Origin of the sequence: Janthinobacterium sp. PAMC25594 (genome assembly GCF_019443505.1) — a bacterium.
Lineage (GTDB): Bacteria > Pseudomonadota > Gammaproteobacteria > Burkholderiales > Burkholderiaceae_D > Janthinobacterium.
The window spans coordinates 4,954,391-4,973,511 of the sequence record NZ_CP080377.1 but is presented as its reverse complement, the minus strand read 5'-3'; the positions used below and the strand labels follow the sequence as shown (position 1 = coordinate 4,973,511).

The 19,121-nt window shown below is 61.0% G+C and carries 20 protein-coding genes and 2 tRNA genes; 15 read left to right on the top strand and 7 right to left on the bottom strand.

Annotated features, from left to right (window positions below):
* Nucleotides 1–11: 11 nt before the first annotated feature.
* On the top strand, nt 12–596 hold the full coding sequence (locus KY494_RS22340; protein ID WP_219132819.1) for a response regulator transcription factor: 585 nt from the start codon (nt 12–14) through the stop codon (nt 594–596).
* Between the two features lie 228 nt (nt 597–824).
* Entirely contained in the window at nt 825–1,832 is a 1,008-nt protein-coding gene (locus KY494_RS22335) for an IS110 family transposase (RefSeq protein WP_375143353.1), read from the top strand.
* Nucleotides 1,833–1,913: 81 nt separating this feature from the next.
* Here KY494_RS22335 and KY494_RS22330 read toward each other — a convergent pair whose 3' ends face one another.
* Nucleotides 1,914–2,741 carry a siderophore-interacting protein gene (locus KY494_RS22330; RefSeq protein ID WP_219888275.1) on the bottom strand — a complete coding sequence of 276 codons (828 nt, stop codon included), beginning with the start codon at nt 2,739–2,741 and terminating at the stop codon, nt 1,914–1,916.
* Nucleotides 2,742–2,763: 22 nt separating this feature from the next.
* Nucleotides 2,764–3,270, bottom strand: a complete 507-nt coding sequence (locus tag KY494_RS22325) for a PadR family transcriptional regulator (RefSeq protein ID WP_219888274.1) — start codon at nt 3,268–3,270, stop codon at nt 2,764–2,766.
* On the opposite strand from KY494_RS22325, the gene KY494_RS22320 reads away from it, so the two are divergent.
* A complete protein-coding gene (locus KY494_RS22320) occupies nt 3,262–3,402 on the top strand; it encodes a hypothetical protein (RefSeq protein WP_219888273.1) in 141 nt (46 codons plus the stop codon). The two genes, KY494_RS22325 and KY494_RS22320, sit on opposite strands and share 9 nt — an antisense overlap.
* 122 nt (nt 3,403–3,524) lie before the next feature.
* Entirely contained in the window at nt 3,525–3,902 is a 378-nt protein-coding gene (locus KY494_RS22315; protein ID WP_219888272.1) for a DUF3052 family protein, read from the top strand.
* 7 nt (nt 3,903–3,909) lie between these two features.
* Here the strand turns inward: KY494_RS22315 and queG are convergent, their stop codons facing one another.
* A complete protein-coding gene (gene queG / locus KY494_RS22310; protein WP_219888271.1) occupies nt 3,910–5,001 on the bottom strand; it encodes a tRNA epoxyqueuosine(34) reductase QueG in 1,092 nt (363 codons plus the stop codon).
* A 78-nt stretch (nt 5,002–5,079) separates the two neighbouring features.
* Here queG and tsaE point away from each other — a divergent pair, with 78 nt between their 5' ends.
* From tsaE to KY494_RS22295, 3 genes are read left to right on the top strand one after another with little or no spacing between them, the layout of a single operon-like run.
* Nucleotides 5,080–5,568: a tRNA (adenosine(37)-N6)-threonylcarbamoyltransferase complex ATPase subunit type 1 TsaE gene (gene tsaE, locus KY494_RS22305; protein WP_219132813.1), complete on the top strand. Its 489-nt coding sequence runs from the start codon at nt 5,080–5,082 to the stop codon at nt 5,566–5,568.
* Nucleotides 5,532–6,929, top strand: a complete 1,398-nt coding sequence (locus KY494_RS22300) for an N-acetylmuramoyl-L-alanine amidase (protein WP_141170659.1) — start codon at nt 5,532–5,534, stop codon at nt 6,927–6,929. The genes tsaE and KY494_RS22300 overlap by 37 nt, the downstream gene beginning before the upstream one ends.
* A gap of 13 nt (nt 6,930–6,942) precedes the next feature.
* Complete coding sequence (locus tag KY494_RS22295) at nt 6,943–7,779, top strand: D-hexose-6-phosphate mutarotase (protein ID WP_219888270.1); 837 nt, start codon at nt 6,943–6,945, stop codon at nt 7,777–7,779.
* On the opposite strand, the gene KY494_RS22290 is transcribed toward KY494_RS22295, so the two are convergent.
* Together KY494_RS22290 and KY494_RS22285 are read right to left on the bottom strand one after the other, a co-directional pair.
* On the bottom strand, nt 7,776–8,765 hold the full coding sequence (locus KY494_RS22290) for a carbonic anhydrase (RefSeq protein ID WP_375143387.1): 990 nt from the start codon (nt 8,763–8,765) through the stop codon (nt 7,776–7,778). The genes KY494_RS22295 and KY494_RS22290 overlap by 4 nt on opposite strands.
* A 206-nt stretch (nt 8,766–8,971) precedes the next feature.
* Complete coding sequence (locus KY494_RS22285; RefSeq protein WP_071075583.1) at nt 8,972–9,622, bottom strand: VTT domain-containing protein; 651 nt, start codon at nt 9,620–9,622, stop codon at nt 8,972–8,974.
* 248 nt (nt 9,623–9,870) lie between these two features.
* On the opposite strand from KY494_RS22285, the gene KY494_RS22280 reads away from it, so the two are divergent.
* From KY494_RS22280 to KY494_RS22255, 6 genes are all read left to right on the top strand, one after another.
* On the top strand, nt 9,871–10,809 hold the full coding sequence (locus KY494_RS22280; RefSeq protein WP_219888268.1) for a peptidylprolyl isomerase: 939 nt from the start codon (nt 9,871–9,873) through the stop codon (nt 10,807–10,809).
* A 69-nt stretch (nt 10,810–10,878) separates the two neighbouring features.
* Complete coding sequence (gene mutL / locus KY494_RS22275) at nt 10,879–12,780, top strand: DNA mismatch repair endonuclease MutL (RefSeq protein ID WP_219888267.1); 1,902 nt, start codon at nt 10,879–10,881, stop codon at nt 12,778–12,780.
* 79 nt (nt 12,781–12,859) lie between these two features.
* A complete protein-coding gene (miaA, locus tag KY494_RS22270; protein ID WP_219888266.1) occupies nt 12,860–13,807 on the top strand; it encodes a tRNA (adenosine(37)-N6)-dimethylallyltransferase MiaA in 948 nt (315 codons plus the stop codon).
* Between the two features lie 91 nt (nt 13,808–13,898).
* Nucleotides 13,899–13,975: transfer RNA gene (locus tag KY494_RS22265), tRNA-Met, on the top strand.
* Between the two features lie 59 nt (nt 13,976–14,034).
* Nucleotides 14,035–14,111: transfer RNA gene (locus KY494_RS22260), tRNA-Met, on the top strand.
* A gap of 471 nt (nt 14,112–14,582) precedes the next feature.
* Nucleotides 14,583–15,776, top strand: a complete 1,194-nt coding sequence (locus KY494_RS22255; RefSeq protein ID WP_219888265.1) for a hypothetical protein — start codon at nt 14,583–14,585, stop codon at nt 15,774–15,776.
* 268 nt (nt 15,777–16,044) lie between these two features.
* Here the strand turns inward: KY494_RS22255 and KY494_RS22250 are convergent, their stop codons facing one another.
* Nucleotides 16,045–16,458: a hypothetical protein gene (locus tag KY494_RS22250; protein ID WP_219888264.1), complete on the bottom strand. Its 414-nt coding sequence runs from the start codon at nt 16,456–16,458 to the stop codon at nt 16,045–16,047.
* A gap of 127 nt (nt 16,459–16,585) precedes the next feature.
* Nucleotides 16,586–17,239: a hypothetical protein gene (locus KY494_RS22245; protein ID WP_219888263.1), complete on the bottom strand. Its 654-nt coding sequence runs from the start codon at nt 17,237–17,239 to the stop codon at nt 16,586–16,588.
* Nucleotides 17,240–17,545: 306 nt separating this feature from the next.
* On the opposite strand from KY494_RS22245, the gene KY494_RS22240 reads away from it, so the two are divergent.
* Together KY494_RS22240 and KY494_RS22235 are read left to right on the top strand one after the other, a co-directional pair.
* Entirely contained in the window at nt 17,546–18,073 is a 528-nt protein-coding gene (locus tag KY494_RS22240; RefSeq protein WP_219888262.1) for a sigma-70 family RNA polymerase sigma factor, read from the top strand.
* Nucleotides 18,070–19,062: a FecR domain-containing protein gene (locus KY494_RS22235; RefSeq protein WP_219888261.1), complete on the top strand. Its 993-nt coding sequence runs from the start codon at nt 18,070–18,072 to the stop codon at nt 19,060–19,062. Before KY494_RS22240 ends, KY494_RS22235 begins: the two co-directional genes overlap by 4 nt.
* The last annotated feature ends 59 nt before the right edge of the window (nt 19,063–19,121 follow it).

The following is a 19,121-nucleotide window of genomic DNA, read 5'->3' as shown; positions in this document are numbered from 1 at the left end:
CCGGAGACACCATGCTACACATCATCGACGACGAAGAAGTCGTACGCGACTCGCTGTCCTGGCTGGCCGCCTCGCGCAGCATCGAGGCGCGCAGCTACGCCAGCGCCCAGCAATTTCTCGATAGCCTCGACGGCAACTTCGACGCCGCCGGCGACTGCGTGCTGCTCGACGTGCGCATGCCCGACATGAACGGCATCGCCCTGTTCGACCAGCTGGTCAAGCGCGACCTGACGGCGCGCCTGCCCGTGATTTTCCTTACCGGCCACGGCGACGTGCCGATGGCCGTCGACAGCCTGAAACGGGGCGCCTTCGATTTCTTTGAAAAGCCATTCAACGACAACGACCTGATGGACCGCGTGCAGCAGGGCCTGGCCAACTCGCGCCAGGCGGGCGAGCTGGCCGCCGTGCACGCGCGCCTGGCCACGCTGTCGACGCGCGAACGCGAAGTGCTGGACCTGATTTTGGCGGGCAAGATGAACAAGGTGGTGGCCGACAAGCTGGGCATCAGCATGCGCACCGTGGAAGTCCACCGCGCGCATATCTTCGACAAGATGCAGGTCAAGACGGCGGTGGAGCTGGCGGGGTTGTTGAAGTGATGCTGCGGGTGATGTCGGATTACGCTGCGCTAATCCGACCTTGTATTATTCCCCTCATGCCGTTCGTGGTATTGCGAACGGCATCGACCGCTGTCAAAATCTTGGTAGGCATATCAAGACCGGGTAACTGGATGCCGTATCCGCCCTTAGGCCCCGAGCCAGCTCCGTAGATCTCGCACCAGTTACCCATCCTCCATGTCAAGATCGGACAGTATCTTTGGCACCGGCATGCCGGTTAGCCCGCATTTGCAAGGTAGATCGCAAGAGGAACACAGCATGTTTAATTTAGGAATCGACGTTGCCAAGGCCAAGCTCGACTGCGCGCTGCGCCTACCCAACGGCAAGCATCGTAACAAGGTTGTCGAGAACAACCACACAGGATTCACTGCACTCAACGCATGGCTGCTGAAGCACGCTGCCGGCAACCCCAGGGTGTGCATGGAAGCGACTGGCACCTATTGGGAAGGGGTGGCCGAATATCTCGCTGGACTTGGCATGGTGGTCAGTGTCATCAATCCGGCCCAGATCAAGGCCTTCGGCGCTTCGCGCCTGGTGCGCACCAAGACCGACAAGGTCGACGCACAACTGATCGCCGACTTCGCCCACGAACGCCAGCCAGAGCCCTGGCTGGCGCCATCGCCCGCCGAGCAATCGCTGCGCGCGTTGGTGCTGCGCCTGGATGCCCTGCAGGCGATGCGCCTGCAGGAAAGCAACCGGCTTGAAGTCGCGCGCGCGGCGGTACGCCAGGGTATCGAGGATCATATTGTCTGGCTCGACGCCGAGATCAAGGCGCTGATCCTGGCGATCCGCCGTCATATCGATGACGACCCGGATTTACGCGACAAGCGCGAACTGCTCGATAGCATCCCTGGCCTGGGCGAGCGGACGATTCCGGTACTGCTGTCCTACTATGCCAATCCGGACCGCTTCGACAGCGCCAAGCAGGCGGTAGCGTTTGCGGGACTCGACCCGCGCCAGCACGAGTCGGGTTCCAGCGTGCGTGGCAAGCCACGCATGTCGAAGGTCGGCCACAGCTTCCTGCGCAAGGCACTGTACATGCCGGCCATGGTGGCAGTCCATAAGACGTCTTGGGGCAAGCGCTTCGGTCAGCGCCTGCGTGACGCCGGCAAGGCGCCCAAGCTGATCATCGGCGCCATGATGCGCAAGCTGGTGCATGTGGCATTTGGTGTGCTCAGGTCGGGAAAAATATTTGATCCGGCCTTGCATGCCGCTTGACGGGGATAACAGTATCTACGATCTCATTCGCAGCGTAGGTCGGGTTAGCGCAAAGCGCGTAACCCGACACCACCACCAGCATCACTCATCGTGATGCTCATGGTGCTCCGCCGCCCCATGCTTCCAGTAACTGGCCACATGCAGGTGCTGCTTCGGCACCCCGGCTTCAATGAAATGCCCGCGCAAGCCCTGTACCTGCGCATGCTCGCACGCCACCCACACGTAGCCGTCGCCCTCTGACGGCAGCGCGATCTGGCGCAAGGCGTCCAGCAGCAGCGGCCCCTTGCGGCCATTGCGCGCCACCCAGCGCACGTCCAGCTGCGCCGCGCTATCGAGCGCGATCTGTTCGCCGTCTTCGACGATCTCGATCACGGCAATCGCCCGCGCCGTGGCCGGCAACTGCTCCAGGCGGCGGGCGATCGCCGGCAGTGCCGTCTGGTCGCCCACCAGCACATACCAGTCGAAGTCGAGCGGCACCAGCATCGAGCCGCGCGGACCACCGACGCCCAGGGTCTGCCCCGGCGCAGCTTGCGCCGCCCACAGCGATGCAGGCCCGTCGCCATGCAGCACGAAGTCGATTTCCAGCTCGAGCCGTTCGGCGTCATGACGGCGCGGCGTGTAGTTGCGGGCGATGGGACGCGCCCCCTCGGCATACTGGATGGGATTGGCGCCATTGCCCAGCACGGGAAACACGGGGGTAGTCTGCCCCGGGGCGGGGAAGAACAGTTTCACGTGATCGTCGTGCGCGGGCGAGACAAAGCCGTCCAGATCGTCGCCGGCCAAGGTGATGCGGCGCATGTGCGGCGTCAGCTGCTCGGTGCGCACGACGGTGAGCACGCGCAGTTTCAATTCATGCCGCACGCGCTCGATGGCATGCGGGCGTGGTGTTGCTGGTGATGCGTTAGTCATTGCTGATCCTTGTAAAGTGGGCTCAGTGGCCGTCGACGATGGCGTTTGCCGCCTGTTCCAGCACGGCGGACACGCGTTCGGCTTCCGCCTCGCTCCAGTTGGTCTTGTTCAGTAACAGCGCATGCTTGAGGGTGTGCATGGCCTGGTGCACGCGCTCGGGCAAGGCCTTGCGGGCCTGGACGCGGGCGAACATGTCGAGGCGGGCCAGGATGCCGTCCACCTGGGCGCGGTTCTCGTCGAGATAGGCGCGCCCCAGGTCCGTGATCGTGTAGAGCTTCTTGCCGCTGGCGCTTTCGGAGGACGTCACATGGTCCTGCTCTTCCAGCAAGGTCAAGGTCGGATACACGGCGCCGGGGCTGGGGGCGTAGGCGCCGCCGCAACGCTCTTCGATGGCCTTGATGATTTCATAGCCGTGGCGGGGGCTGATTTCGATCAGCGCCAGCACGATCAGCGGCAAGTCGCCGCGACCGAAGACGCGCTCGGCCCGTTCGCCGCGCCCGCCCCTGCCACCGGGGCCGCCATGACCCATGCCGTCGCCGCGCTCGTCGAAGCCGCGTGGGCCACGGCCGTGCATGAAGTGTTCAGGGTTGTGTTCGTGGCGATGCTCGCCGTGATGGTGGTGGTGATGTTGGCCGCAATGGCCGTGTTCTGCGTGGTGTGAGTTTCTCATGTTTTCCCTTTAAAGATATATCGTTAGTAGATATCGCTAGTTTATAACGATATATCGATAAGTCAAGGGGAAATTTGTTATGCTCGTCTTTTCCCAATCGACACGCCCATGCCATGCCTGAACAAACCGTTGCAGAAAAGATGTACGTGAAAAATGCCAGGGCCCTGGCCGTGCTCAATGACGGCGGCGAGCATGCGCCCCTGCTGGCGCAGTTGCCGCCAGAGCGGCGGGTGAGTGAAGGGGAAAGCGCCGACTGGATACTGCTGTTCGCGCGCAGCCGCGCGGAACTGGAGCAGTACCTGCCGACGGCGCGGGCGCGCCTGGCGCCCGGCGGCGCGGTCTGGGTGGCGTACCGCAAGGGTGGCATAAAAGCGGGCAGCGACATCCACCGCGACGATATCCGCAGTTTTGCGCCAACAATAGGACTCGACAGCGTGGCGATGATCGCCATCGATAGTGAGTGGTCGGCGCTGCGCCTGAAGCAGGTTTGAGGACTGTCTAAGCGATGCCGTGCAGCGCCAGCGCCCATTCGACGTGCTCGCGCACGATGGCCGACGGGTGCGCGCGGCGCGACAGCAGGGCCGCGACGATATCGGCCTGGCCACGGGCCTTTGTCGCCGCGTTGCCCATGCCGACGGCCAGGTTGCGCAGCCAGCGTTCGTGGCCGATGCGGCGAATGGCGCTGCCTTCCATGCGGCGGTTGAACTCCTCTTCCGTCCAGGCGAACAGCTCCACCATGCCGGCGCGGCCCAGGCTGTGGCGCTCGTCGAAGTCGGGCACGACGGCGCGCTGGGCGAACTTGTTCCACGGGCAGACGGTCTGGCAATCGTCGCAGCCGTACACCTTGTTGCCGATCAGGGGGCGCATCTCGACGGGAATCGCGCCTTTCAGCTCAATCGTCAGGTAGGAGATGCAGCGGCGCGCGTCGAGCTGGTACGGCCCCAGGATCGCTTGCGTCGGGCACACCGTGATGCACGCCGAGCACTGGCCGCAGCGCGGGGTCTCCGGCGGATCGACGGGCAGCGGCACGTCGATGAGGATCTCGCCGAGAAAAAAGAAGGAACCGCCCTGGCGGTTGATCAGCAAGGTGTGCTTGCCGCGCCAGCCCAGCCCTCCCTTTTGCGCCAGCTCGACTTCCATCACGGGCGCCGAGTCGCTGAAGACGCGGTAGCCGAAGTCGCCGATCTCGCCCTTGATGCGCTCGGCCAGCTGCTGCAGGCGCGAGCGCATCACCTTGTGGTAGTCGCGGCCCCGCGCATACACGGAAATGACGGCCGCCGACGGATCGGCGTCGCGCGCCGCCTCGTGCGCGCGCCAGTCGGGGCCCAGCGCAGGCGGCAAATAATTCATGCGCGCGCTGATGGCGCGCACCGTGCCCGGCACCAGTTCGGCCGGGCGGGCGCGCTTCATGCCGTGACTGGCCATGTAATCCATTTCGCCGTGATACCCTGCAGCTAGCCACGCTTGCAAGGGCGCTTCCATGTGCGACAGGTCCACGTCGGCGATGCGCACCTCGGCAAAACCCAGCTCGCGCCCCCATTCTTTAATGGTGCGCGCCAGGACGGCGAGATCGGTGACGGTGGCGGACATAGGGAACTTTACGGAAAACGGCAGGCGCGCGGGCGGTTACAATGACAGCAGCCTCCATTTTATGCGATACCGAAGATCATGACCGAACACTTCAAAGCCCACCTCCACGACGAAGCCGGCACCGCCGCGCTGGGCGCCGCGCTGGCGCGCGCACTGGCGCCCGGCCTGGCGATCTATCTGCACGGCGACCTGGGGGCCGGCAAGACAGCCCTCACGCGCGCGCTGCTGCACGCGGCCGGCCATGCGGGCCACGTGAAAAGCCCCACCTATACCTTGTCCGAACCGTACACGGTGCAACTCGATGGCCAGAGCGTCAACGTCATCCACTTCGACCTGTACCGCATGGGCAGTGCCGAGGAATTTCTCGATGCCGGTTTTCGCGAAGACTTCGACGGGCGCAATATCTGCATCGTCGAATGGCCCGAGAAAGCCGACCCGGTGCTGCCACCGGCCGACCTGAATATTTATTTGAACGTTGCGGGTACAGGACGTGATGTAGAATTGCAAGCGTCTTCTGAATTGGGTCTGTCATGCCTTCACCGTCTCAAATTCGCCCCGAACCTTTGATTTCCTCGCCCATCACCCGGCGCACGGTACTCAAGGCCGGCGGCACCCTGCTGTTGTCCGTGTTCGCGCCCATGTCGGCGATGGCGGCGCAAATTCTCGCCGTGCGCGTCTGGCCGGCCGAGGACTACACGCGCGTCACCCTGGAAAACGACAGCATCCTCAAGGCGACCCACTTCATCGTCAAGGACCCGGAACGGCTGGTGGTCGACATCGAAGGACTCGAGCTCAATCCCACCTTGAAGGGCCTGGTGGCGAAGATCCAGTCGAACGACCCGTACATCAAGCAGGTGCGCGTGGGCCAGAACCGGCCCAACGTGGTGCGCCTGGTGTTCGACCTGAAAGAAGAAGTCACGCCGCAGCTGTTTACCCTGCCGCCGGCCGGCTCCTACAACCACCGCCTGATCTTCGACCTGTATCCCGTGCACGAGCCGGACCTGATCGCGCAGATGATCGAAAAGGGCGACTGGTCGAGCGATCCCGCCAAGCCCTTGATGTCCGACACGCATACGCCGCCGCCCGCGCTGCCCCTGCCCGACAGCGGCAAGCCGCCCGTGGCCGTCGCGCCGCCGGTGGCGTCCATCGTGCCGCCCGTGCCAGATATCCGCCCGGAACAGCGCCCCGAAGCGCGCCCGCTGCCGGGCCAGAAAGTGGTGCGCATGATTACCATCGCGCTCGACCCTGGCCACGGCGGCGAAGACCCGGGCGCCATGGGCAGCCGCGGCAGCCGCGAAAAAGACGTGGTGCTGGCCATTGCCAAGCGCCTCAAGACCAAGCTGGAACTGCAACCGAACATGCGCGTCATGCTCACGCGCGACGCCGATTTCTTCGTCCCGCTGGGCATGCGCGTGGAAAAGGCGCGCAAGGTGCAGGCCGACCTGTTCGTCTCCATCCACGCCGATGCGTTCATCCAGCCGACGGCGCGCGGCTCGTCCGTCTTCGTGCTGTCCGAAAAGGGTGCCACCTCGACGGCCGCGCGCTGGCTGGCCAACAAGGAAAACCAGGCCGACCTGATCGGCGGCGTGAACGTGAAAAACCACGACAAGCAACTGGCCAGCGTGCTGCTCGATCTGTCGACGACGGCGCAGATCAATGACAGCATGAAGCTGGGCAAGGCCGTGCTGCGCGAAATCGGCGGCATCAACCGCCTGCACAAGGGCTCCGTCGAGCAGGCCGGCTTCGCCGTGCTGAAAGCGCCCGACATCCCGTCCATCCTGATCGAGACAGCCTTCATCTCGAATCCGGAAGAAGAAGCCAAGCTGACCGACAATGGCTACCAGGACCAGATGGCCGACGCCATCGTCACGGGCATCAAGAATTACTTCGCCAAGAATCCGCCGCTGGCGAAAAGCCGTCTGACCTGACAGGGACATCCGCATGAACAAGAGTACTTTTGGCCAATTGCCGGCCGTGACCATCCGCGCCTCCGATGGCGCGCAGGCCACCGTCACCCTGTACGGCGGCCACCTGGTCGCGTGGCAGACCAGCGATGGCCAGGAGCGCCTGTTCTGCAGCCGCGATTCCGCGCTCGACGGCAGCCGCGCCATCCGTGGCGGCGTACCCGTGATCTTCCCCCAGTTCGGCGCGCGCGGCACGGGCATGCGCCACGGCTTTGCGCGCGTGGCGACCTGGCAGCTGGAATCGACGGGCGACGCCGATGGCGCCGCATGGGCGCAATTCATCCTGCATCACACGGACCTGCCGGACGCCATCGCCACCACTTGGCCCTGGGCCTTCACCCTGCGCCTGCGCGTGGCCGTCAAGGCGCGGTCGCTGGAGTTGAACCTGTCCGTGCACAACACGGGCGAGCAGGCGTTTCCGTTCTCGGCCGCCCTGCACAGCTATTTTGCGATCGATCAATTGAGCGAAGCGCGCATCAAAGGCCTGCAGCGCGTGCGCTATTCGGACGAGACGCCGCAAGATGCCTTGCAGGCGGAAGAGGAGCTGCAATTTTCGGACAAGCTGGACCGCATCTATTACCAGCTGCCGGGCGCCTTGCACCTGCAGTCTGGCGGCCACACCTTGCGCCTGGAGCAGCAGGGTTTTACGGATGCCGTCGTGTGGAACCCCGGCGCGCAGGACGCGGCCGCCCTGCCCGACCTGGCCGACGACGAATACCAGCGCTTCATCTGCATCGAACCTGCGCTGATCCAGCCCGATATGCTGGCCGCCGGCGCCGCATGGAGCGGCCGCCAGCGCCTGAAATTCGTTTAATTCGATTCCTTGATGATGCGTCCATTACCGGCTTGCACCGGACGCGCATTGAGCGGATACAAACGGCTGAACAACGCCATCTGCGCCGGCGACGCCTGCACCGGCTGCTTCATCACCAGCCACAGCACGCCCTCGCTGCACGGCGGCGAAGTCAGCGACCCCATATACGTGTAGTAATCGCGCCGCGCCGGCAGCATCTCGGCCGGATCGAGCAGGATGGTCGGTTGCATGGTCTCGAATTTTTCCAGCGGCAGGTTATTCCACACCGTCTGGATGGTCGCTTGCGGCGCACCGCGTTCCAGCAGCAGGGCCAGCACGGCCAGCCGGCCTTCCGCATCGCGGTGCACCAGGTGCACCACCATCTCGAATGCCTTGCCATTGATGCGCTCTTCGGACGGGCGATGGAAATGGAATTGCTGCAGCTCGAACATGCGGTTCTGCACCGTGATGTAATTGCCGCCACTCACGCCCACCTGCACCGTGTGGCCATTGTCGACCACATTGAACGATGACGGGTGGTAGTCAAAGCTGATCTGCTCGAGTTCCACTTTCATGCCATCGCGGATATCGATCGGCGACTGGCGGCTGCCATTGCCGCACTTGGCCCAGTCGACATTGATCTTGCTCCAGTTGACCGGGCCGCTGTCGCCCTCGTACGACCAGTGCGTGCCGCGCGCCACAGGAAGTGGTGGTGGTGGCGCGGCCTTCACCACCGCGGCGCGCTTGGCGCGGGCGGCGGCGCGGGCCGCCTGGGTGGCGCGCATTTCCGCCAGGCGCACCGCGATACGTTCGGACAGGTCGACTTCAGCCGCTTCTTCCTTCTCGCGCGCCGTAGGCGCGACGACGACAGGCGCCTTGACCTCCTTGCCCTCCTTCCCCTTCACCGATTCGGTCAGGGTTTTCATGGCGGCCGCGCGCGCCGACGCCGACATCGGCGCGGATGCGCTGGCGCTCGCCGCAGCGGGGGCATCTTTGGCGCTTGCCATGGCCGTCATCGCGGCAAGGCTGCAAGCTAACAGGGCGCTCAAATGTCGCATGGAAATCCAGAAAGTGAGAATACCCTCTTGTTTACGGCTGGTAAGCAAGAAAACTTGAATCAGCGGGGGAGTAAAACAGAAATGCGGAGAAGAAAGTTAATCCAGGGCCAGCTGCGGACGGCGCCGCAGCGTGCTTGCCCTGGATCGACGCAGCGTCAGGCCGACTTGCCGACCATGCGCTTGTAGAGTTTCCACATGCCGCCCAGTACCACCGGCACCACGGCGGCGCCGACACCGATCAGCACGATCAAGGTCAGGTGGTCGCGGATCCACGGGATATTGCCGAAGAAGTAGCCCGCCGTCACCAGACCGACCACCCATAACAGGGCGCCCGTCACGTTGTACATCTGGAAGCGCGCATGCGTCATGTCGGAAATGCCGGCCACGAAGGGGGCGAAGGTGCGCACCACCGGCACGAAACGGGCCAGGATGATGGTCTTGCCGCCATGCTTTTCAAAGAATTCATGCGTGCGGCGCATGGCATCCTTGTTGATCCAGCGGTAATCATGGGTAAACACCCTTTGCCCGATGGCCTCGCCTATCCAGTAATTGAGCGTGTTGCCCGTCACGGCGGCCGTCACCAGCAAGGCGATCAGCAAGCCCAGGTGCATCTGTCCCGTCGCACAAAACGCGCCGGCGATAAACAACAAGGTATCCCCAGGGAAGAAGAACAGCACCACGAGGCCTGTCTCGCAAAAAATAATGGCAAACAGCACTGCATACACGAGGGTACCGTACTGCTCGATCAAGAGACCCAGCGTCTTGTCGACATGCACGATCATGTCGAGGAATTGCACAAAATCCATATATTTTTCCCTAAAGGTAGCGGCGGAATCATACACCACCCGGCCAGCGCAACGGCAGTCCCCGGCCCGATATTTCAGGATTAATTATGTGCCGCCCTTGCGCGCGTGGCAATTTAAGTAAAGGTTAAGGAAACGCCGCAGTGGCGGGCTACTCTCAGGATTACGATGTGCAATGTTTTTCCAACGAAATATTGCCATTCCGGTATACACTTTCTGACCGGTGCAATCCGCGCCGACCAGGAGAGAATATGTATTTGCATTCACTGAGCGGCCTGACCCTGGCCACCGTGCTGGGCCTTGCCCAGCTGTCCGTCCACGCGGCGCCTGTCCAGATCAAGGCGCCCGCCGAACTGCCCCCCAAGGCGACCTTGGCCGACGTGATCAAGGCCTCGAAACCGTCCGACTGGCGTGCGCTGGACCCGGACAACACCCTGTACATGGACATCCCCTCAGGCCGCGTGGTGATCGAACTGGCGCCCGACTTCGCGCCGAAGCACGTGGCCAATATCAAGGCCCTGGTCGCCGAACAGTATTACGACGGCCTGGCCATCACGCGCGCGCAGGACAACTGGGTGGCGCAGTGGGGCGATCCGAACGAGAAAAATCCCAAGCCGATCCGGCATGCCCGGCGCACCCTGCCCGGCGAATTCACGGTCCCTTTGACAAACATCAAGAGCTTCACGCGCCTGCCGGACGTCGATGGCTATGCGCCGCAAGTGGGCCATTCGAACGGCTTCCCGTCCGCGCGCGATCCGAAAACCGGCACGGCCTGGCTCACGCATTGCTATGCCACCGTCGGCGTAGGCCGCGACAGTGCCAGCGACAGCGGCGGCGGCACCGAGCTGTATGCCGTCATCGGCCAGTCGCCGCGCCACCTGGACCGCGACATCACCGTCGTCGGCCGGGTCGTCGCCGGCATGCCATTGCTGTCGACCCTGCCACGCGGCACGGCTCCCATGGGTTTTTATGACAGCCCCGAGAAAAACGTGCCGATCAAGGCCATCCGTCTGGCCGCCAGCGTGCCGCCCGAGCAGCGCGCGAACCTGGAAGTGATGCGCACCGACAGCGCCGCCTACCAGGCCGTGCTGGAAGCCCAGCGTCACCGCGGCGGCCCGTGGAGCAAGGTCACGGCCGGCCACGTCGACCTGTGCAATGCGCCGATACCGGTGCGGGAGGTGGGGAAGTAGGCCAACTTTTAGCCCAAGAACAAGGGCTGGGGTCAGACCCGACGGGTCTGACCCCGGTATAATTACCGCATGAACGCTCCCATCACGCCCCACCGCCCGATCCAGGCCCTGCCTGACCAGTTGATTTCGCAAATCGCCGCCGGCGAGGTGGTCGAGCGGCCATCGGCCGTGGTCAAGGAGCTGCTGGAAAACGCGCTCGATTCGGGCGCCACGCAGATCACCGTGCGGCTGGAAGAAGGGGGCGTGAAACGCATCGCCATCACCGACAACGGGCGCGGCATCGATAAAGACCAGCTGCCGCTGGCCCTGGCGCGCCACGCCACCTCGAAGATCACGTCATTAAGCGACCTGGAAAACGTGGGCACCCTGGGCTTTCGCGGCGAGGCGCTGGCCTCGATCGCCTCGGTGGCCGCCGTCACCTTGACCTCGCGCACGGCGGACGCCGCCCATGCGTGGGAAATCGTCGGCTCGCACAACGGCAGCGTCTCGCCGTCGTCGGGCGCGCACGGCACCACGGTCGACGTGCAAGACCTGTATTTCAACACGCCCGCGCGGCGCAAGTTCCTCAAATCCGAGCAGACGGAATACGGCCACTGCGCCGAAGTCGTGCGCCGCATCGCCCTGGCGCGACCGGACGTGTCGTTCTCGCTGTCGCACAACGGCCGCACCATCGACCAGTGGAATATCTGCGAACTGGCCAAGCGCAGCGCCCACATCCTCGGCAATGACTTCGCCGAGGCGCGCCTGGCGCTGGACGAGTCGGCCGGCACGCTGCGCATTCACGGCTTTGCCGGCTTGCCGACGGCCTCCAAGGCGCGCGCCGATGGCCAGTTCTTCTACGTCAATGGCCGCTTCGTGCGCGACAAGCTGCTCGTGCATGCCGTGCGCATGGCGTATCAAGACGTGCTGCACGGCGACCGCTTCCCATCCTACGTGCTGGCGCTCGACCTCGACCCGGCCCTGGTGGACGTCAACGTGCACCCGTCGAAGATCGAAGTGCGCTTCCGCGACAGCCGCTCCGTGCACCAGTTCGTCTTCCATGCGGTGCAGCGCGCGCTGGCGCAAACCTCGGCCACGGCCTTCGGCAGCGTGCCGGCACCGCTGCCGGCCGCCTCCACCCTGAGTGGCGACAGCGGCTCGGGCACGGGCAGCCCAGGCATCTGGCGCCGCGAACAGACGCAAACCTCGTTCGGCGCGCAATTCACGAATACCTTTGCACCAGCCTCGCCCGGCGCGGCCCGCCCCTTCTTTGCCGACGCGCCCGGCGTGGGGCAAGACACGGCGGCCTACGGCGCCCTGTTCGGCGGCGGCGCCAGTTCTCCGGTCACGCAGGTGGAGCCCTACATCGCCTCGCCCGAAGCGATGGCGCGCGAAGAATATCCGCTGGGCTTTGCCCTGGCCCAGCTGCACGGCATCTACATCCTGGCGCAAAACACCAAGGGCCTGGTGCTGGTCGACATGCACGCCGCGCACGAGCGCATCCTGTACGAACAACTGAAGAACGCGCTGCAGGCGCAGGTCTCGGGCCAGGACATGCAGGTGCAATCCTTGCTGATCCCCGTGACGTTTTATGCCGATGCCATCGAGGTGTCGACGGCAAATGAAAACCAGGACACCTTGAAAGCGCTGGGCTTCGACATCGCCGCCCTGTCGCCCACCACCCTGGCCGTGCGCTCCGTGCCGACCCTGCTGAAAAACGCCGACGCGCAAACCCTGGCGCGCGACGTGCTGCGCGACGTGCGCGAATACGGCGGCTCGCGCGTGCTGATCGAGCGCCAGAACGAATTGCTGGGCACCCTGGCCTGCCACACGGCCGTGCGCGCCAACCGCATTCTGTCGGTGCAGGAAATGAACGCCCTGCTGCGCCAGATGGAGAGCACCGAACGCGCCGACCAGTGCAACCATGGCCGACCGACCTGGGTGCAGGTCGAGATCAACGCGCTCGATAAACTGTTCCTGCGCGGGCAATAAAATTCCGGGGTCAGACCCGCCGGGTCTGACCCCAGCCTTTGCCTTGGGGTCCCCATCGCAAGCACATCAAAAAAGCATCATGACAAATACCCATACCCTCCCCCTGGCCGTCGCCATCATGGGCCCCACGGCCAGCGGCAAGACGGCCAGTGCGCTGGCCATCGCGCAAGCCATTCCGTCCGAGATCATCTCCGTCGATTCCGCCCTCGTCTACCGGGGCATGGATATCGGCACGGCCAAGCCGTCACAAGAAGAACTGGCCCAGGTACCGCATCACCTGATCGACATCATCGACCCGCTCGATGCGTATTCCGTGGCGCAGTTCCGCAACGATACCTTGCGCCTGGTGAGCGAGATCACGGCGCGCGGCAAGCTGCCGCTGCTGGTCGGCGGCACCATGCTGTACTTCAAGGGCCTGGCCGATGGCCTCGACGATTTGCCCGGCGCCGATCCCGTGCTGCGCGCCCAGCTGGAAGAAGACGCGGCCGCCATCGGCTGGCCCGCCATGCATGCGCGCCTGGCGCAACAAGATCCCATCACGGCCGCGCGCCTGGCGCCGCAGGACGCGCAGCGCATCGGCCGCGCGCTGGAAATCATCGCCCTGTCCGGCCAGCCCATGTCGGCCCTGCTGGACCGCCGCGAAAAAACCGTGCTACCGTTCCGGCTGCAGTCGTTCGCGCTGGAACCGTCCGACCGCGCCGTGCTGCATGCGCGCATCGCCACGCGTTTCGACCTCATGCTGAAGAACGACGCCCTGCTCGATGAAGTGGAGCAGCTGCGCCGGCGCGGCGACCTGCATCCGGGCCTGCCCTCGATGCGCTGCGTGGGCTATCGCCAGGCCTGGGAATACCTCGATGGCCGCATCGACCGCGCCGCCTTGCGCGAGACGGGCATCATCGCCACGCGCCAGCTGGCCAAGCGGCAGCTCACCTGGTTACGCTCGATGCCGGAGCGCAGCGTCGTCGATTGCCTGGGACGTGACCCGGCCGCGGCCATGCTGGCGCAGATCCAAGCGTTGCTGAAATAGTCACGTCAACAATCCACCACGAAAAAACCGCACATTTTTTTGCGCCAGCATTGACAAGGAAATGCGAAGACTGGATAATGCTCGGCTGTTGGGTGATATAGCTCAGTTGGTTAGAGCACAGCATTCATAATGCTGGGGTCGGTGGTTCAAGTCCACCTATCACCACCAAAGAACATCGATCAGGTTTCGCCTGGTCAAAACCAGCATCCGGTCTGACCGGTCTGTTTGGTGATATAGCTCAGTTGGTTAGAGCACAGCATTCATAATGCTGGGGTCGGTGGTTCAAGTCCACCTATCACCACCAAGAATTATTCTTCCAGCTTATTCGGAAGTTAAGAAAACCGCAGCTCTCTGTTCGAGGCTGCGGTTTTTTTGTACGCACAGATTTTTCCAGTTTTCGTTGATGTCTGACTTTTTTGGACACACACCATGCTGACACCAAAGGCAGCGACCGGATGGCTCCACAATATCCAACTTCGGCTCACCTTTCCTGCTGACCTCGGCACTAAAAGCGAAAGCGCAGGAGAAATCACACAAGCTGCGACGATAGCAGCCTCTACCTCGCGGCAACGCTCATCGGACAGCATACGCTGATATCGCATCCCATATGCGCAACGGCGGCAAGCAGAAGTCGATGATCACTCTTTCCGAACTACCACAACAGCAATCTCCATCCTTAGGACGTGAGCGCTTCTTACATTTTCTACGACATCGCTAGATTACGTGATAGTTTACTCAGAACTATCCAATAAGAAACTCACACTGAGGTTGAAAAATGATTGAGAAAAAGTTACCAGAAGCTTCTAAGCCAGCCGAAGAAGTCACGCCAAAGGCGGCAAAAAAAGTCAGGAAGCCAGCTACTAAACGAACCATATTGAAAACACAAAGTGCGTCGAAATCACGATCAAGCAAAGCGCCTGCAAACAAGTCTGCGCCCGCAAAACAAACAAGGGCGAAGAAACCGTTCCCAACAGTTACATTAGAAGAAGCAGTCCTGATTCCACAAAAAATTAAGGAACTCAATGGCGGAAATCCTTGGCGCCCTGCTGATGTTGCAAAGTCGATTGGAAGAAGCGAGAAAACTAGTGCCTTCTTCTATCTAGCTGCTGGAGCCAGAGACTATGGACTTACCGATGGAACTCGTGACACAGAGAAAATTTCCATTGCACCTATTGGGCGTGAATTCGTATATGCGGGTAACCGAGACGAAGAAAGGGAGAGTCTGCAAAAAGCTTTTTTTAACGTCGGAATATTTAAAGACGTATACAACCACTACAAAGGCTCCACCTTACCTGAGCTAAAATACTTGGGAAATACTCTAATTTCAGAATTTGGTTTAAATTCCGAGTTTCATGAAGACTTCCATCGTTTATTTCAGGAAAACTGCCGTTTCATTCAAAAATACGGCGATCTTTCTGATAACGAAAATTTCTCAAAAAAGGCAAATCAAAGTGAAAAGGAAATTAATGGAGTTATTACTTTGGCGACACCGACAAAAGCCACAAAATTGCGGATTTTTGTAGCCCTTCCATTTTCAGAAAAACGAGGAAACTTCCCCAAGGGATTTTTTAGTGAAGTCCTTAATGCACTTATTACTCCCGCAGGCGTTAATGCTGGATTCCGAGTTGAAACAGCACGAAAGGAAGGTTCCGACATCATTCAAGCAACAATTGTTAATGATCTATTAAATTCAGACTTAGTGGTAGCTGATCTTACTGATCATAATCCGAACGTCCTTTTTGAGCTTGGCATGCGAATGGCATTTGACAAACCGGTTGCGCTTATACGAGCTGAAGGAACTGGGCCAATTTTTGATGTCGACAGTATGTTAAGGGTATGGGAATATAGTCCTAATCTATGGAGATCTTCACTAGAGAGCGACATTCCAGCTTTAACACTTCACATCAAAGGAGCCTGGGAGGCAAGAAATTCTGCGAAGAGCTATCTTACGCTTCTCAAAGAGCAATAGACCGAAAAGCAATACAGCGGGTAGCTCGCACAACTCCCAAAGTTTAGAATTTTCCACTCTATACCCGTGAACTAGTCCCTGCTGAGTTCTCAATGGGGCAACTGGTGAAGCTACGCAATGCCATGGACTTAAACGCCCCGTCCGAATCAGATGGGCGTCCTGACAATTCGAGATGAAAAGTGGACGAAAAGGCTGTCAGCCGGGTTAATAAATGGCCGGCCTGATACACTACTCTACGACTACAATTGAAAAACCGATCAAACAGACTCTACCTTTTAGCGCCGGAATTAGTTTTATTTACCTTATTCTCCGCAGCCCTCATGCGCTTAATTAGTTCTAGTTGTTCTGACATTGCCGAAATCGACTTTTTCCGATCATCAGTAAATTTTTCCTCTAGAGCAATACGGTCAGAGTGAGCCGATTCTGACATTGCAGTGAACTGCATTCTTTGCTCTTTCGCCAGTAGATCAAGCTGTTCCGCTGTTGGAGAAAGCTTGGCGTAGTAAATAGAAAACCCACCAGCAATCACTGCAATAAATATACTAAAGACTGCAACCCACATGGATCGTCGCGCATGTCGCTCAGCCTGAGCGGAATTATCGTTAGCAAATGTTTGTGCTGCCAATGTAGTATCGGTTAGCGTCTGAATTAGTTCTGCTGCCCGAATGATCGTAGGCTGCATTGCCTCTGTATAAGACTGCTGCTTTCGAAGCAATTTATTCGTTTCCAAAATTGGATTAGGCTGAATATGTGGCGGCTCAAACGTTATAGCCAGAGGCTCTACCGGCATCGCAAAACTATTTGTACCATTATTCGATGCCCGTAGGGCAGCGATCGCCCCCCCCTAGATTGTCCGATGCGTTTACAGTCCTGAGCGCAGCTTCCAATACCGATTCTTTAAGCGTATGACGCTGCAACTGCTCAGCAATAGTTGAGCCCGAGCGAAAACCTTTCACGGCATCGCCGATGGCACTTTTACCAATAGCATCAAATGCAGTTCTACCTAAAATACTACTTCGAGCCTGACCAAGGAATCTTTCCATCTGAGCGCGTTGAGAATCCGTATGAGCAATGATCGCTGGGCCAAGGCCAGCACAGCCAGTCATTATCGATTCTTGGTGGTGATTGCCCTGCTTCGAGTCGTGTCGCGAATCTATACTTACCCTAAGCCTCAGTGTTACGAATTTATCACAAAAATCATCTAACTCGGACTTTGAAATTAACGATACTTCACTCTCTATTATAGATGGGCCGCCTGCTATTGCATCCACATCGGCATCTCCAGTCAATTTATGGCCAATGGCCAAAACCAATGCGCGCGCTAACTCCGCGCCATCCACTTCGCCGCGGGCCATCTTGTCAAATTTTGATAATTCATTGTCCAGAGGGCCACAGCGAAGCTCTCCTAAAGCATTGGTATTAAAGTTGAAGTCACCAACGTGAGCCAGCGATTGAAAATCCATAGTTGACGTGTCCGTTATGATTGCAATTATGAAATTATATTTCAGATAACTTCATTTCTAACAGCAATTTTTAGCTTGCCGAATTAGAGCATTGTAGGTCTTTGGTTAGCCAACATGTTCTATACCACCAACCATATGGTTCCCGCCAATCCTAAAGTCGCGAAATTTTCGGCTAACGTACATGGCCCGTGCAGCGCCACGCAACATCTGTGCAACAACTACAACTACTTCCGGCATAGGGGATTGTGGCAAAGCATAACTGTGGCTTAAAATGAGAATAATTCTCATTTATATTATTCATCCCCCATGTCCACCATTCAATCCAGCCTGCAACAGCAAGTGCAGTCGCTCTACAGCGAGCATCACGGCTGGCTGGTCGGCTGGCTGCGCAAGAAACTCAGCTGCCCGCATGGCGCGGCCGATGTGGCGCAAGATACATTCGTGCGCATCATCGCCTCGCGCGACGCGTTGTTCGGCATGCGCGAGCCGCGCGCCTATCTGTCGACGACGGCGAAGCGCTTGCTGCTCGACCGCGCGCGCCGCCAGATACTCGAGCGCAGCTACCTGGCGGAACTGGCCCTGCTGGCCGACAGCCTGCCCGGCGCGCCGTCGCCGGACGAGATCCTGATGGCCGTGCAGGCGCTCGATCAGATCGCCATGGCGCTGGCCGGCTTGTCCGCCAAGGCACGCGATGCCTTTTTGCTGCACTACCTGGACGAGCAGCCGCAGGCCGCCGTCGCCGCGCGACTGAACGTCTCGACGCGCATGGTGCAAAAATACCTGGCGCAAGCCTTGCTGGCCTGCCGCCACGCCTGTCCGGCCATGGCGGCATGAATCGCCCCCGCACCGATATCGCCGCCGAGCAGGCCGCGCACTGGATCGTGCGCCTGAGCGCCGACGACCCGGCCGAGCGCGACACCGCGCAGGCCGGCTTCGCCGCATGGAAAGCGGCCGACCCGCTGCACGCGACAGCGGCCGCCGGCATGGAAAACCTGCTGCGTCAGTTGCACGCCGTGCGCGAGCCGGCCGGCGGCGACCATCGGCCCGCGCGCGCCGCCCTGGCCGCCATCGCCCCCAAGCGTCCCCGCCCGCGCCTGCGCCAGCTGGCCGCGGCCAGCGCCGTCGCCGTGCTGGTGCTGACAACTGCCATGCTGGCCAACGAACGCCCCGCCTATCTGCTGGCCGACCTGCGCAGCCCCACGGGGCAATGGCAGTCACACACTCTGGCCGATGGCAGCCGGATTACCCTGGCCGGCGACAGCGCCGTCAATGTGCATTTCAATGCGGGCGAGCGGCATGTGGAGCTGGTACGTGGCGACATCCTCGTCGACGTGGCCAAGGATGCGCAGCGCCCCTTCATCGTCGACAGCGGCCAGGCGGCGATCCGCGCGCTGGGCACGCGTTTTACCGTGCGCAGGGACGATGGCGCCACCATCCTGAGCATGCTGGAATCCAAAGTGCTGGCGCAGGTGCCGCAACATCCGGCCGTCGTGGTGCAGGCGGGCCAGCGCGCACGCATCACGGACGATGGCGTCGGACCGCTAACAAGCATCGATGCGGCCAGCGTGCGGGATGCGTGGCGCGCGCGCCAGCTGGTGGTCGACGACTTGCCGCTGGCCGAGGTGCTCGACGAGCTGGCGCGCCACCGCCCTGGCCAGCTGCATTACGACCGCGCGCAGATCGCGGGCATCCGCGTGGCCGCCGTGCTGCCGCTGGACGACACGGACAAGGCGCTGCAGCTACTCATCGACAATTTCCCGCAGCTGCGCATCCGCATGCTGACGCGCTATCTGGTGATGGTGGACGCTCCGGCCAGAAAATAGTGCGAATTATTTTGCGTGCGCGGTTCCACTTTGCGCATCTCGTGCGTCAAGGCAGCTGA